Origin of the sequence: Pseudomonas sp. (assembly GCF_026224925.1) — a bacterium.
Taxonomy (GTDB): Bacteria; Pseudomonadota; Gammaproteobacteria; order Pseudomonadales; family Pseudomonadaceae; genus Aquipseudomonas.
On the sequence record NZ_JAMFRV010000241.1, the window covers coordinates 1 to 15,200 of the forward strand.

Consider the following 15,200-nt stretch of genomic DNA (forward strand, 5'->3'; position numbering starts at 1 on the left):
AGTCTAAAACTGATGCTACCGACGCTGCTCGGCGTGGCCCTGATGGCCGCGACCGATGCTGCATCTGCGGCCCAGTCGTTGGTGCCGCCACAGGGTTATATGGCGGGCATCGAAAAAGCCAAGACCGGCGATAACAAGTTCAGCTGCGATGCGATCCCTAAACCGTACACCGAAAAACTGGTGTTTCGCAGCAAGTACGAAGGCTCGGATAAATCACGTTCGACCTTTAACGCTGACTCGGACAAAGCCTTCCGTGATGCCACTAACGACATTACTAAAATCGAACGCGACACCGCGAAAGTCGTCATGCAGTACATGCGTGATGGCCGCCCTGAACAGCTTGATTGCGCCCTGACACTGTTGACTACATGGGCCAATTCCGGCGCGCTGGAGTCCAAGGATTTCAACCACACCGGCAAGTCCATGCGCAAATGGGCCTTGGGCAGCATGTCGTCGTCTTATCTGCACTTGAAGTTCTCCAGTTCGCAGCCGATGGCCGCGCATCCGGAGCAAGCGAAAATTATTGAAACCTGGTTCAGCAAATTAGCCGATCAGGTCGTCAGCGATTGGGACAACTTGCCGCTGGACAAGAACAACAACCATACCTACTGGGCAGCCTGGTCGGTCATGGCGACGTCGATCGTGACTAACCGCCGCGACTTGTTCGATTGGTCGGTGAAAGAGTTCCGCATCGGTGCCAACCAGATCGACAAAGACGGTTTCTTGCCAAACGAAGTCAAGCGCAAACAACGCGCCTTGGCCTATCACAACTATGCCCTGCCACCGCTGGCGATGATCGCAAGTTTTGCCCAAGCCAACGGTGTTGATCTGCGTCCAGAAAACAATGGCGCATTGCAGCGTTTGGGAGAGCGAGTGCTCAACGGCGTCAAGGACGGTAGCGGATTCGCCCAACGCAGCGGCGAGCAGCAGGACATGACCGACTTGAAAGTCGACAGCAAGTTTTCGTGGCTTGAACCGTACTGCTCGCTCTACACCTGCGCGCCAGATGTGCTGGATCGCAAACATGCCATGGAACCGTTCAAAGCCTTCCGTTTGGGCGGCGATGTAACCCGGGTGTATGACCCGGCGCATGAAAAAGGCAACAAAGGCCCTTAGGTCGATTTGATCGCTGCGCTGAAATCGATGCTTCTGTGGGAGCGAATTCATTCGCGAATGTAACAACTCGGTGTGTCTGACACACCGCCTTCGCGAATGAATTCGTTCCTACAGGGACACGCAATAACCCTCATTTTTTCATGGGGGGTTTGGGGGGGCTTTGCGCCCCTTACTGTTGGACCAACGGAGGGGTTTAGGATGGTTTTCTCATCCAACGTGTTCCTGTTCTTATTCTTGCCGGTATTTCTCGGCTTGTATTATTTGAGCGGGCAACGCTATCGCAACTTGCTGCTGCTTATTGCCAGCTACGCGTTTTATGCCTGGTGGCGAGTGGACTTCCTGGCCTTGTTCATCGGCGTAACGCTGTGGAACTACTGGATCGGCCTCAAAGTCGGCGCTGCGGGCGTGCGAACCAAACCGGCTCAGCGCTGGCTGTTGGCAGGCGTGGTGGTGGATCTGGGCATCCTCGGCTACTTCAAATATGCCAACTTCGGCGTGGACAGTATTAACGCGATGATGACCTCGATAGGTTTGGAGCCGTTTATCCTGACCCACGTGCTGCTACCCATCGGGATTTCGTTCTACATCTTCGAATCGATCAGCTACATCATCGACGTCTACCGGGGTGACACTCCGGCAACCCGGAACCTGATCGATTTCGCGGCGTTCGTGGCCATCTTTCCGCACCTTATTGCTGGCCCGGTATTGCGCTTTCGCGACTTGGCGGACCAGTTCAATAACCGTACGCACACCCTCGATAAATTCAGCGAAGGCGCGACGCGCTTCATGCAGGGATTCATCAAGAAGGTGTTCATCGCCGACACCCTGGCGGTGGTTGCTGACCACAGCTTCGCCCTGCTGCATCCGACCACGGGCGATGCCTGGCTTGGCGCACTGGCCTACACCGCGCAGTTGTATTTCGACTTCTCCGGTTACAGCGACATGGCGATTGGTCTGGGCTTGATGATGGGTTTCCGCTTCATGGAAAACTTCAAGCAGCCGTATGTCAGCCAATCGATCACCGAGTTCTGGCGCCGCTGGCACATCAGCTTGTCGACTTGGCTACGCGACTACTTGTACATCACCCTCGGCGGCAACCGAGGCGGTACTTTAAAAACTTACCGTAACCTGTTTCTGACCATGCTCCTGGGCGGTCTTTGGCACGGCGCCAACATCACCTACATCGTTTGGGGTGCATGGCACGGCATGTGGCTGGCGATCGAAAAAGCACTGGGTCTCAACACCTCAGCACGCACCTTCAACCCAATCCGTTGGGCGCTGACCTTCTTGCTGGTGATCATGGGCTGGGTGATTTTCCGCTCGGAAAACCTCCACGTTGCGGCACGGATGTACGGCGCGATGTTCAGCTTCGGTGACTGGCAGTTGTCGGAACTCAACCAAGCCAGCGTCACCGGCTTGCAAGTGGCCACGTTGATTGTGGCGTATCTGACCCTAGCGTTTTTCGGTCTGCGTGACTTCCTCGCCAACCGGGCCAAACCGGAAAAAACCACGATGCAACCGGGCGTGATTAAAGCGGTGCCGGGTGATCAGCCAAACGACATTCATCTGCCGGGTTACACCGTCGGCATTGACGCGCAAGTACAGCCTGCATTCTGGGTGGCTGATTGGCCGCGCTATGCCATGCGTGGCGCAGTGTTGCTGATGTTCGTGGCATCAATCCTCAAACTTTCGGCGCAAAGCTTCTCGCCGTTCCTTTACTTCCAGTTTTGAGGAGCCCGCCATGACCCGCTCATTCCGCATCCTCTATATAGCCCTGTTTCTCGGCATCTTGTTGGCGCTAGGGATTTGGTCGCTGCGCAGCTTCGGCAGCTTTTCGACCTCAGCCGAAACCACGGTGCTCAACGGACGCTGGACCAAGGCCGCAGAGACCCATTACGACGATCAATTTCCGATCAAGCGTTTGGGCACCAACCTTTGGGCTGCATTGGACTTCAAGCTGTTCAACGAAGGCCGTCCCGGTGTCGTGCTGGGCAGCGATCAATGGCTGTACAGCGACGAAGAGTTCAACCCGGTGGCCAACGGCGCGCAGAACGAAGCGGACAACTTGGCACTTATCCAGGGCGTACGCGATGCCTTGAAAAAACAGGGCACGCAACTGGTGCTGGCAATCGTTCCGGCGAAAACTCGCTTGTACCCTGAACACTTCGGTGCCAAAACACCGGCCGCGTTGCACACCGACCTGTATCAACAATTCCACGAGCAAGTGGCCCAGGCCGGGATTGTCGCGCCTGATCTGTTGCAGCCATTACAGGCCGCGAAACAGAACGGCGCTGTTTTCCTGCGCACCGATACCCACTGGACCTCAATGGGCGCTGACATTGTTGCCCAGCGTCTGGGCGCCACCATCGCCGCCGACGCGCCGTTGAGCGGTGAGCAAGAACGCTTCGTTACCGAGGCCAAGGAAACTGCGCCTTACAAGGGTGACCTGACCACGTTTTTGCCGCTGGATCCACTGTTCTCCAATCTGCTGCCAAAGCCTGATGACTTGCAACAGCGCAGCACTAATCCGGTGCCGGCTCAGGCTGCAGGCGATGACGCTCTGTTCGCCAATACCGATGTTCCGGTGGCATTGGTCGGTACCAGCTACAGCGCTAACCCGAACTGGAATTTCCTCGGCGCACTCAAGCAAGCGCTGCACAGCGATGTGGTCAATTACGCCGAAGACGGCCACGGCCCGATTCTACCGATGCTCAAGTATTTGCAAACTGATGCCTTTAAAAACAGCCCACCACAAGTACTGATCTGGGAATTCCCGGAGCGCTACCTACCTGCCCATAACGACCTTGGCGAGTTCGATCCGCAGTGGATCGCTGAACTGAAAAAGGCCCGTGACCCCCAACAAAACCTGGCACTCAACGCCAACAACTCCGAGTCGCCCCGCCGGGCGCAAAACTGAGAGGAACTTCCTATGACCTTGCAGACAACTGCGCAACGTTTAGTCAAAACCACTTCAACCAAAAGCCTGCTGAAAACCTGCGCCTTGATCGCCGGTATCAGCCTGTTCTCTGTGCAAGCATTCGCCGGTGGCGACTCTGCGCTCTACGGCCCGACTGCACCAAAAGGCTCGGCGTTCATTCGTGTCTATAACGCCAGCAACGCGGAAATCAGCGCCAGCGTCGGCAATACCGCCATGAACGAGATCGCGCCGTTGGCCAGCAGCGCGTTCAGCTTCATGCCCCAAGGCGACTACAGCGCCAAAGTTGGCAGCCAAACCGTGCCGGTGAAACTGGCCAGCGACCAGTATTACACCTTGGTCAGCAACACCAGTGGCGCGCCGCAATTGGTGGAAGAGCCGCCGTTCAAGAACAAGCAAAAATCCTTGGTTCGCGTGCAGAACCTCAGTGACAAGCCGCTGACCCTGAAAACAGCTGATGGCAAGACCGATGTAGTCACCGCCGTTGCTGCCAAAGGCCGTGGTGATCGCGAGATCAACCCGGTGAAAGTCAGCCTGGCGCTGTACGAAGGCGACAAAAAAGTCAGCGACCTGAAACCGGTTGCCCTAGAGCGCGGTGAAGCAGCGGTGCTGTATGTCACCGGCACTGGCACCAACTTATCGCCGGTATGGGTCAAGCCGCCGGTTGCTTCTCGCTAATCGACTTTAAACAGCCGGCCTTGGGCATTTAGCCGTGAGGCTGGCTGGCACGAACAACAACAAGACTGAAACGACGGAAAACGACGTACAGCCCATTCGAACACTTTTGGAGAAACAAAATGATTCCAGTGATCTTGTCAGGTGGTAGCGGCTCGCGACTCTGGCCGCTTTCGCGTAAACAGTTTCCTAAGCAGTTCCTGGCGCTGACCGGCGAACACACTTTGTTCCAGCAAACCCTGGAGCGTCTGGTGTTCGATGGCATGGAGGAACCTATTGTGGTCTGCAACAAAGACCATCGCTTTATCGTTAACGAGCAACTCGCAACCTTGAGGCTCGATACCCAGGCGATTTTGCTGGAACCCTTCGGCCGCAACACTGCGCCTGCGGTGGCGATCACCGCCATGATGCTGCTCAGCGAAGGCCGCGATGAACTGATGTTGGTGCTGCCAGCCGACCACGTCATCGACGACCAAAAAGCGTTACAACGCGCCCTCGCCCTCGCCACTGTTGCCGCCGAACGTGGCGAGATGGTGTTGTTCGGTGTACCGGCTACCAAACCGGAAACTGGCTACGGTTACATTAAATCGACCAACGATGCACTGTTGCCGGAAGGCGTAAGCCGCGTTTCGCACTTTGTCGAAAAACCGGATGAAAAGCGCGCCACGGAGTTCGTCGAAGCCGGCAACTACTTCTGGAACAGCGGCATGTTCCTGTTCCGCGCCAGCCGCTTCCTCGAAGAGCTGAAAAGACACGAGCCGGATATCTACGACACCTGCATGTTGGCCCTGGAACGCAGCAAGCGTGACGGCAACAGCATCGACATCGACGAAGCCACTTTCGCCTGTTGCCCGGACAACTCCATCGACTACGCGGTGATGGAGAAAACCCAACGCGCCTGCGTGGTGCCACTGACCGCAGGCTGGAATGACGTCGGATGCTGGTCATCTCTGTGGGACGTGCAGGAAAAAGACCATAACGGCAACGTCAGCAAAGGCGATGTGGTTATTCAGGACAGCCGCAATTGCATGATCCACGGCAACGGCAAGCTGGTCTCGGTCATTGGCCTAGACAACATCGTAGTGGTCGAAACCAAAGACGCCATGATGATCGCCCACAAGGACAAGGTTCAGGGCGTGAAACAGATGGTCAACACGCTCAACGAACAGGGCCGCAGCGAAACCCAGAACCACTGCGAAGTGTACCGACCTTGGGGTTCGTACGACTCGGTGGACATGGGCGGTCGGTTTCAGGTCAAGCACATCTCGGTGAAACCGGGTGCAAGCTTGTCGCTGCAAATGCACCACCACCGCGCTGAACACTGGATCGTGGTTTCCGGCACGGCTGAAGTGACCTGCGACGAGAACGTGTTTCTGCTCTGCGAAAACCAATCGACCTACATACCAATAGCCTCTGTGCACCGCTTGCGCAATCCCGGCAAAATCGCGCTAGAAATTATCGAAGTGCAGTCCGGCAGCTACTTGGGCGAAGACGATATCGAGCGTTTTGAAGATATCTATGGTCGCTCGAAGAACGCTGAAATTGGCGTTCAGACCAAGACGATTGCGCGCTAGTGGAGTCTTGTGGGACCGAATTCATTCGGGAAGCGGAAGTCGCGGTCTGCCTGATACACCGCGCCGACTTCTTCGCGAACACGTTCGCGCCCACGAAAACCGGTAACACGTAGTGTTTTGCCCCCGTAAATCCTCTGCATCTGTGTGTTAGCAGAGGGGTTGCGGGGGCTTTTACGTTTTCCGGGTTTAGAAGACCTCTTTATTTTTCCTGAATCCAGAGGCCCGCGTCGAACGCTTGCTCTCTTTCGACATGTACCGTTCGGGCAGGTTTGTACCCATCACAAAAGATGAATAAGTGTCGGCATTCATTTGCAGTACGGATGCCCTGGCGAAAGGATTACTCACGAATTCTTCCGCGAGCCTGTCCACGGAACAGACCGTGACGGCCTGCATGGCGGTTATGTACATATGTGTATTGAAACCAAGGGAGTTTACGTCCGGCCCATTGGCAGCGATCATCCTTGATTGACTTCGGATAGTTTTCGACCACGCATTCACCTCCGCGGCATCTGCCCCCTGACTAAGCATGTAGACATTGTGATAAAAAATATCGACTGTATCCCCAATGGCATGACTGCTTTCGTGGATAAGTGTTCTGGCCACCTCCAGTACATGCTGACTATCCAGCTCCGAAGCAGACATGGAAATAGTCCTTTCGGGCTCGTAATCACTGACTTGATGAGTTACCCCTAGTACGCCGGGATGATTCTCAAAAAGATTGATTTTCCAACTCGACGCTCCCGCCAGGGAACTTATGAAGTGCTGCTGCTCAGCGAAGGCGGATTTGAGAGAGTTGACTACCTGTTCCTCGTGTTCCTGGTAGAGTTCACCAAATGTGTCAGTCAATATCTTGGAAACTCCCCTACCGGGAAACTCTTTTGATAGTTCTGCACGCGTCGTTTTAAGAAACTTAACGGCCAGGTTTATCCCCCTGAGCATTTTTTCTCGTTGCTCATGCGTAAACTCCGACAATCCTCTCGCGGAGACTGTTCGTCCAGATCGTATATAGGCGGACATCTCCTGCTCCCCCAGCACATCGTAAGGAGCAGCCCCTTCGTAGTCACCATATCGTAGAGGAGAGTTATTAACGAAACAAAACAGATTCAATCCTCCTGCCGCCCCCGTTGGGTCCGGGTTTATCCAGCGCTGCAACCACGGCGCGTAGTATCGCAATCCGTAGTAATAAAGCCCCGTCGCATCCCGCTCCTTGCCTGAGTAGCGAACCGTCTTGTAGCTCGCCTCGACAGCATTTCTTCCGGCCCAGCACGCTGTTCCGCCGAAGGGGTAATACATTTCCTGGCTGATCATCTGAGCCTCAGCATCCAGTTCCAATGTGCTGGAACCCAAGTGATCACTCATGCTGTAGCGGTACTGATTATTTTCGATGCCCTCGGGTTTACCAGCCTGCCAGTGCAACACACGTACCTCACTGCGCCCTGCTTGAGCCGTGATCACATGCAGCACTTCGCCGGTTGCGGTGTTGGTGCGAATTTCCAGTCCCGGCAAGTAACGCACTTCACTGTGATGGGTGACGGATTTCGCCTGGGTAGTTCGTACCTTGCGGACACGCTGCCCGCTCGCGTCATACACGTAGTGCTCGCTGTCATCGTTGCCCGACTCTCGCACTACCGGTCGCACTTGCTGCAATTGGTTACGTGAATCCCACTCAAGCGTTTGACCGGGCTGTAACTGCCGAAGGTTGCCATTTTCATCGAACCCGGCGGCGATCTCTTCTTCCGCAGGGGGACGGTCACCGAGCTGCGGCAGGCTTCGATTGCTGTAACGCGCTGTGACGAGAGTGCGCGAGTGGTTTTGCGCACCGACGTGGGTCAGTTGCTGCAGGTTCCCAGCGGCATCGTAATCGTAGGTTTGTGTGTAGTTGGCCAGTTGCGACGGACCTGGCGAGGTCTGAAAAACTGAAAACACCGGCCCATGATTGACGCTGGCCGCTTCCCATCCCGAGGCTTCGATCAGTTGATACAAGGAGTCGTAGCGGTAGGTAGAGATAGGTTCGATACGTTGATTGGCAAAGTGTCGCGTCGGTTGGGAGCGGTCTTCAATGCTGATTACATTGCCCACAGGGTCGTAGTCATAATGTAAGTCTTGCAACAGATCGCCGGCACGCTGGGCACGAAGTTGGATCAAACGCCCATCTTGCTCACGGTAACGGCTAGTGCTGATCACATCGTTGCCCAAGGTTTCCGATTCGATGCGGCCTTGAGCGTCATAACTCAGGTCGCTGACGATGGGCTGTGGAGGTTGATCCTTGAGCTGTAAAACGCAGGCCTTTAGTTGACCTGCAACGGTATGAGCAAAGGTGTGAATATTGTCTAACGCATCGGTCTGAGCCAACACATCGCCCAACGGGTTGTAGTGCCACGCCGTCTTTGCGCCAATACACGGTTCCCACAGACTATCGCGCCCAACATCCGGCCAATCAGGAGGTTGAAGCTCAGACAGGAAGTGTTGAGTGAGTTCAAGCACAGAGCCGGTCAAACCGAATGCGTTAGTTAATTGAGAACCCGCCTGATCATCATGCCGAATCAACTGGCCGCATTGGTTGTGCAGTACACAATCTGCGCCAGCAGTCCCGTACGCCAATTGCTCGACACAGCGCTCAACCAGCTCGTTACTGTTCTCGAACACTGCCGTAGGCCTGAGTAACGCATCGTATTCATGGCGCCGCCGAATACCTCGTCCATCCCAAGTTTCATGTACTTGCCCAGCCTCTGAGAACAAACCGACACGCCAGCCAGCATCAACACTGTCGCTACTCAATAGCTGGCCGGATAATGAATACACAGCGGCCAGATTGGCGGGTACGGCTGCATTCTCACCGGCCTCGCTCCACAAGCGCGCATCCCATTGCCGCGCAACACGCCCGACCTCATCAAATGCAGAACGGTTAACGCGTGCCTGGAGGCTGTCAGTCGTTTTTGACCGATACCAAGCAACAGACCGCACCACAAAACCGCGCAGTTCGGTGACAGCCAATATGGGCGTATGAGCATGAAGCGTCATGGTGTCTATTCACCCCTGATCGACTTACCGGTTATCGTTTTGACATGTGCCGAGCAGGCAGTTTCGTCGCCATAACGAACGACGAATATGTGTCAGCGTTCCTCAGTAACACGGCGGTTCTAGTTCGGGACGCCGTCACGAACTCTATCGCGCGCATTTCCTTTGTTGTCGAGCACCCCATAATATCCTCCATAGCTGTAATGAATTTATCGGCAGAAGGACCTGCGACCGCCTCTCCAGGCCCTGTTGCTACGATTCCCTTTAAGCCATCACGAATATTTTCAGACCAATCTCTGACCTGCGCCGTACTTGATTTTTTTTGCAACGTGTATTTTTTATTATAAAAAACATCTTCAGTATCCGCTGTTGCATGACTACTTTCGTGAATTAATGTATTCGCAGTTTCCAGTACATGCCGCTCGCCCAAAAGCGCCGTCGAGAGAAGAACAGTTCGTTCAGGTTGATCGGCGCTACGCACAGAGGTCAAGCCCTGCGCTTTAGGGGTTTCCGCAAAAAGGCTAATTTTCCAACTATCCTTAGTCAGCAATGAACTTAGAAACTCCTGCTGCCTACCTAACGCGGTATTTAGCGTACTGATTAGCTCTTTTGAATGCTCTTTATCAAGATCACCAAATGTGGACTTCAACGCCGCTGGGATGCCTGCACGGGGCAGCTCTCTTGACAGTTCAGCACGGGTTTTCTCCAAAAGAGTAATTGCTAATTGTATTCCTGCCTCCATTTTTCTCCGATGCTCATCCGTGAACTGAGGTAAGCCTGTGGCTATTATGTTTATTCCAATTTTCCCCAGCATGGTCTCGGAGTGGCCAAGCACATCGTAGGGAGCTGCACCTTCGTGATCCTCATATCGTAGAGGTGAGTTATTAACGAAACAGAATAGGTTAATCCCACCGGCTCGCCCTGTTGGGTCTGGATTTATCCAGCGCTGCAACCAAGGCGCGTAGTAGCGCAGTCCATAGTAATAAAGCCCCGTCGCATCCCGCTCCTTGCCTGAATAGCGCACCGTCTTATAACTCGCCTCGACAGCATTTCTTCCCGCCCAACACGCTGTTCCGCCGAAGGGGTAATACATTTCCTGGCTGATCATCTGAGCCTCAGCATCCAGTTCCAACGCACTGGAACCCAAATGATCACTCAGGCTGTAGCGGTACTGATTATTTTCGATGCCGTCGGGTTTACCAGCCTGCCAGTGCAACACACGTACCTCACTGCGCCCTGCTTGAGCCGTGATCACGTGCAGCACTTCGCCGGTTGCGGTATTGGTGCGAATTTCCAGTCCCGGCAAGTAACGTACTTCACTGTGATGGGTAACGGATTTCGCCTGGGTAGTTCGTACCTTGCGGACACGCTGCCCGCTCGCGTCATACACATAGTGCCCGCTGTCGTCGTTGCCCGACTCACGCACCACAGGCCGCACTTGCTTTAGTTGGTTGCGGGAGTCCCACTCAAGCGTTTGACCGGGTTGTAGCTGCCGAAGGTTGCCGTTTTCATCGAACCCGGTGGCAATATCGGTCTCGGTCGGTGGTCGATCATCCAGCTGCGGCAGGCTTCGATTGCTGTAGCGAGCCGTCGTTAAGGTGCGTGAATGGTTTTGCGCACCGACGTGGGTCAGTTGCTGCAGGTTCCCAGCGGCATCGTAATCGTAGGTTTGTGTGTAGTTGGCCAGTTGCGACGGATCTAGCGAGGTCTGGAAATCTGGAAATACTGGCCCGTGATTGACGGTGACGGCTTCCCATCCAGTGGCTTTCACGAGTTGGTATAACGTGTCGTATTGATAGGTCGATATCGGTTCTATTTTTTGGTTGGCGAAAAACCGTGTGAATTGAGCGGCGTCTTCGATAGCGAGGACGTTACCTACCGGGTCGGACTCATAATTCAAATCTTGCAGTACTTCGCCGTTGAAACGCTTGGCAAGCAGTTGGGCCAGACGCCCATCTTGCTCACAGTAACGCGCCTTGCTGATCACGCCGTTGCCCAAGGTCTGCGCCCCGATACGGCCTTGGGCGCTATAACTCAATCCAGAGACAATAAGCTGTTCAGCTTGATCCTTGAGCTGTAAAACGCAGGCCTTTAGTTGACCTGCAACGGTATGAGCAAAGGTGTGAATATTGTCTAACGCATCGGTCTGAGCCAACACATCGCCCAACGGGTTGTAGTGCCACGTCGACATTGCGCCAACACCCGGTTCCCACAGACTATCGCGACCAACATCCGGCCAATCAGGAGGCTGAAGCTCAGACAGGAAGTGTTGAGTGAGTTCAAGCACAGAGCCCGTCAAACCGAATTCGATGTTTAATCGAGAGCCCGCCTGATCATCATGCCGAATTAATTGGCCAGACTGGTTGTGCCGCACGCCATTCGCGTCAGCAGCCCCATACGCCAATTGCTCAACACAACGCTCCACCAGATCGTTACTGCTCTCGAACACTGCCGTAAGCCTGAGTAACGCATCGTATTCATGGCGCCGCCGAATACCTCGTCCATCCCAAGCTTCATGTACTTGCCCAGCCTCTGAGAACAATCCAACACGCCAGCCAGCATCAACACTGTCGCTTCTCAATGGTTGGCCGGATAACGAATACACCGCAGAAAGATTGGCAGGTGCTGTCGAATCCTCATCAGCCTCGTCCCATAAGCGCGCATCCCATTGCCACGCGATACGTCCCGCTTCATCAAACGCGCAACGGTTAACGCGTGCCTGCAGACCACCAGCCATGTGGGTTCGATGCCAAGCAACCGAACGCGCAACCAGACCGCGCGGTTCGGTGACAGCCAAGGTGGGGGTATGAGCATGAAGCGTCATGGTGTCCGTTCATCCGTGATAGACGGTTTAAGCCTAGGCATAGCTCCGACAGTTGCACAGGTACACGGTCACGTTCAGATGAATGGTTACGCTATTGGTCAACCTCACCTTCATTTCTGTACGATGCCGAACATCTGTTTAACTAAGGCTCCTTTCCATGCTGATCGGCATCGTCCTCGTTCTGTCTTGGCTCATCTTGTTGCTGCGTTACCCGACAAAAGCCTTGCCAGTATCCCTCGCGGCAGTGCTATGCCTGGGGCTGGTCGCGGCGTGGGTGGTATGGCAGGACAGTACGGAAACCCGCCAGTTGGAGCGTCTTGAACTGCGCCTGAGTTATTCGCCGGAACAATGCCCAACTGATCGGCCGTTGCGCATAGAGCTGCACAACGGTAACAAGGTGCCGCTGTTGGCGTTGCAGTGGCGAGTAGCGGCTTATCGACCGGGCGATACGGTGAACCTTGCCGATGACGTTTACGCGGCTCCCCGCTACCGCGGGCCCGGCGAATTGCAGGCTGGCGGCGATTGGCAAGATTGTCTGCCGGCACCACCGTTGCGTCCTGGTTATCGCCCGGAAACGGTGGAGTTTCGTGCTGAGCATTTACAGGGCGATTTCGAATAAAACCTATAAGGACAACACTATGCCCATCGCATTAATCACCGGATGTTCCAGCGGCATTGGTCGGGCCATGGCCGATGTTTTCAAGGCTGCTGGTTATGAAGTGTGGGCCACGGCGCGTAAAGCCTCGGATGTTGCAGCGCTGGAGGCTGCTGGTTTTTCTGCGGTGGAGTTGGATGTTAACGATGGCGAGGCCCTTGCGCGCTTGGCCGTGACGCTTGCACAAAACGGCGGCCTCGATCTGCTGATCAATAACGCCGGCTATGGCGCCATGGGGCCGCTGCTGGATGGCGGTGTCGAGGCCATGCGTCGTCAATTCGAGACCAACGTGTTCGCCGTGGTCGGAGTGACCCGTGCACTGTTCCCATTGTTGCGCCAAAGCAAGGGAATGGTGGTGAATATCGGCAGTGTATCGGGAGTATTGGTGACGCCGTTTGCGGGTGCTTATTGCGCGTCCAAGGCGGCCGTGCATGCGCTCTGCGATTCACTGCGCCTGGAGTTGGCGCCCTTCGGCATCAGGCTGATGGAAGTCCAGCCCGGCGCCATCGACACGCGTTTCGCCAGCAATGCCTCGCGGGAAGCTGAGCTTTTGATTGCAGAGTCATCACCTTGGTGGCCCTTGCGCGACGGGATTCGAGCCAGGGCTAACGCCTCACAAGGCAACCCGACACCCGCTTTGGAATTCGCCCGCGATGTACTCAAAGCAGTCACCAAAGACAAACCACCGCGCTTGCTACGCCTGGGCAACGGCTGCCGCGCACTGCCGTTGATGGCATTATTGGTGCCTAAAGCCTTGCTTGAAAAAGTACTGCGTAAGCGTTTTGGGCTGGATAAAGCGCTTTGAACAACACACGCCTCTGTAGGACCGAATTCATTCGGGAAGGCCGCGCCTCGGTCTGCCTGATGTACCGCGTCGCCTGCTTCCCGAATAAATTCGGTCCCACAGAGTGAAAGTAGAATGAATTCGGTCCCACGGGGAAATGAGATCCCCCATAGGCGATCTATCAGTTAACCCCTGGATTCACGATCACGGTACAGGTGCTCCCGGCGGCCAACACCACGCCATCTGGCACGCTGTCCAGGTGGATGCGCACCGGCACCCGTTGCGCCAGGCGTACCCAGTTAAACGTCGGGTTGACGTCGGCGATCAGCTCACGGCTTTCCGGGTTGTCCCGGTCATAGATCGCGCGGGCAATGCTTTCAACATGGCCTTTGAGCAACTGGCCGCTCATGAGCTGCATGTCAGCGGGATCACCGATGCGGATGTGCGGCAGTTTGGTCTCTTCGAAGAAGCCATAGACCCAGAACGAGTTCATGTCGACCACAGCCATTTTCGCTTCACCGATGCGCGCATAGTCACCGCGGTGCACGTTGAGGTTGGTGACATAACCGTCTACTGATGCCAATACCCGGGTGCGCTGCAGGTTGAGTTCAGCAGCCTCGAGTTGCGCTTGGGCCAACTGATAATCAGCTTGAGCAGACACCGCTACATTGCTTGCATCATCACGGCTTTCGCGGGATATCACTAGGCTGTCCATGTCCGCACGGCGGCTGGCATTTTGCTTGCGCATTTCCCAGGTAGCTTTGCGTGAAGCCACCGTGGCTTGAGCCTGTTTCACTGCGATCTGGTAATGGTCAGGGTCGATTTGCATCAACAGATCGCCCTTTTTTACCTGCTGGTTATCGTGCACCGGCACATCAACCACGGTGCCGGTAACGTCCGCCGCAACGTTGATCACATCCGCGCGCACGCGGCCATCGCGGGTCCACGGGGTGTCCATGTAGTGAACCCACAAGGTGTGACCAATCCAGATGGCCAAGGCCAGGACCAGTAACGTGGCGGTCAGACTGAAGAGCTTTTTCATCCAGGTTCTCGAAAAGGGTGTTCTAAATCGGAGTATTTCAACCGTAAACGGTCAATCCCAAACCACCAAAAATACAGGCGAACATGCTCAAACGCAGCAGCGCTGGGTGCCAGAAAAAACGGTACATATCCAGCGCAGACAGGATTCGATCCAGCACCCAGGCCAAGACTGCCGCAATCAAGAACATCACGGTCACGGTGGGCATATAAAGGCCGTGGAAAGCTATTTCACGAGGCATGCAGAAGTCCTTGCGGCTCACGTTCGGCGGCATACGCAGCCAACGGCGATTGCGGGTCGAGCAATGAAGTACGAATAAAGTGCAGGTAACTCTGGACCCTGCGCAACGCTGAGGTGTCGAAATGCGGGGCGAAGGGCTCGTCGGTCTCCTGCACACACACGATAGCGTGATTGACTGCGCTCAAGCTGCGCTCAAGATTGTTCCGGCCAGGCTGGACGAACAATCGAACCAGCGAGCGACCCATGACCCGAATCGCGTGGCGCCACGGCTGGGATTCTGCGTAACAGGCGACGTCCGGCAATACCGCTTGCTCACGACGCAACTCGATAATTGCGTGGC

Annotated in this window: 12 protein-coding genes; 7 read left to right on the top strand and 5 right to left on the bottom strand. The window is 55.3% G+C overall.

Annotated features, from left to right (window positions below):
- The 5 genes from M0974_RS10450 to M0974_RS10470 form a co-directional block, all read left to right on the top strand.
- Positions 1-1,116: mannuronate-specific alginate lyase (locus tag M0974_RS10450; protein WP_297835968.1), on the top strand; the 1,116-nt coding region annotated here is incomplete at its 5' end.
- Between the two features lie 198 nt (positions 1,117-1,314).
- A complete protein-coding gene (locus tag M0974_RS10455) occupies positions 1,315-2,847 on the top strand; it encodes an MBOAT family protein (protein ID WP_297835970.1) in 1,533 nt (510 codons plus the stop codon).
- 10 nt (positions 2,848-2,857) lie between these two features.
- The gene (locus M0974_RS10460) at positions 2,858-4,033 is read left to right on the top strand and encodes an alginate O-acetyltransferase (protein ID WP_297835971.1); all 1,176 of its coding nucleotides are present in this window, start codon (positions 2,858-2,860) and stop codon (positions 4,031-4,033) included.
- A 12-nt stretch (positions 4,034-4,045) separates the two neighbouring features.
- Entirely contained in the window at positions 4,046-4,729 is a 684-nt protein-coding gene (locus M0974_RS10465) for an alginate O-acetyltransferase AlgF (protein ID WP_297835972.1), read from the top strand.
- A gap of 119 nt (positions 4,730-4,848) precedes the next feature.
- Positions 4,849-6,300: a mannose-1-phosphate guanylyltransferase/mannose-6-phosphate isomerase gene (locus tag M0974_RS10470; protein WP_297835974.1), complete on the top strand. Its 1,452-nt coding sequence runs from the start codon at positions 4,849-4,851 to the stop codon at positions 6,298-6,300.
- A 186-nt stretch (positions 6,301-6,486) separates the two neighbouring features.
- Here M0974_RS10470 and M0974_RS10475 read toward each other — a convergent pair whose 3' ends face one another.
- Together M0974_RS10475 and M0974_RS10480 are read right to left on the bottom strand one after the other, a co-directional pair.
- A complete protein-coding gene (locus M0974_RS10475; protein WP_297835976.1) occupies positions 6,487-9,321 on the bottom strand; it encodes an RHS repeat domain-containing protein in 2,835 nt (944 codons plus the stop codon).
- A 31-nt stretch (positions 9,322-9,352) separates the two neighbouring features.
- On the bottom strand, positions 9,353-12,142 hold the full coding sequence (locus tag M0974_RS10480; RefSeq protein WP_297835978.1) for an RHS repeat domain-containing protein: 2,790 nt from the start codon (positions 12,140-12,142) through the stop codon (positions 9,353-9,355).
- 157 nt (positions 12,143-12,299) lie between these two features.
- Between M0974_RS10480 and M0974_RS10485 the strand changes: the two genes are divergently transcribed.
- Both M0974_RS10485 and M0974_RS10490 read left to right on the top strand, forming a co-directional pair.
- A complete protein-coding gene (locus M0974_RS10485; RefSeq protein ID WP_297835980.1) occupies positions 12,300-12,761 on the top strand; it encodes a multidrug transporter in 462 nt (153 codons plus the stop codon).
- A gap of 19 nt (positions 12,762-12,780) precedes the next feature.
- Positions 12,781-13,602 carry an SDR family oxidoreductase gene (locus tag M0974_RS10490; RefSeq protein WP_297835983.1) on the top strand — a complete coding sequence of 274 codons (822 nt, stop codon included), beginning with the start codon at positions 12,781-12,783 and terminating at the stop codon, positions 13,600-13,602.
- Positions 13,603-13,762: 160 nt separating this feature from the next.
- Here the strand turns inward: M0974_RS10490 and M0974_RS10495 are convergent, their stop codons facing one another.
- The 3 genes from M0974_RS10495 to M0974_RS10505 form a co-directional block, all read right to left on the bottom strand.
- On the bottom strand, positions 13,763-14,623 hold the full coding sequence (locus tag M0974_RS10495; protein ID WP_297835985.1) for an HlyD family secretion protein: 861 nt from the start codon (positions 14,621-14,623) through the stop codon (positions 13,763-13,765).
- 37 nt (positions 14,624-14,660) lie between these two features.
- Complete coding sequence (locus M0974_RS10500; RefSeq protein WP_297835987.1) at positions 14,661-14,861, bottom strand: DUF1656 domain-containing protein; 201 nt, start codon at positions 14,859-14,861, stop codon at positions 14,661-14,663.
- On the bottom strand, positions 14,851-15,200 hold a 350-nt coding region (locus tag M0974_RS10505; RefSeq protein ID WP_297835990.1), incomplete at its 5' end, for an FUSC family protein. The genes M0974_RS10505 and M0974_RS10500, both read right to left, overlap by 11 nt.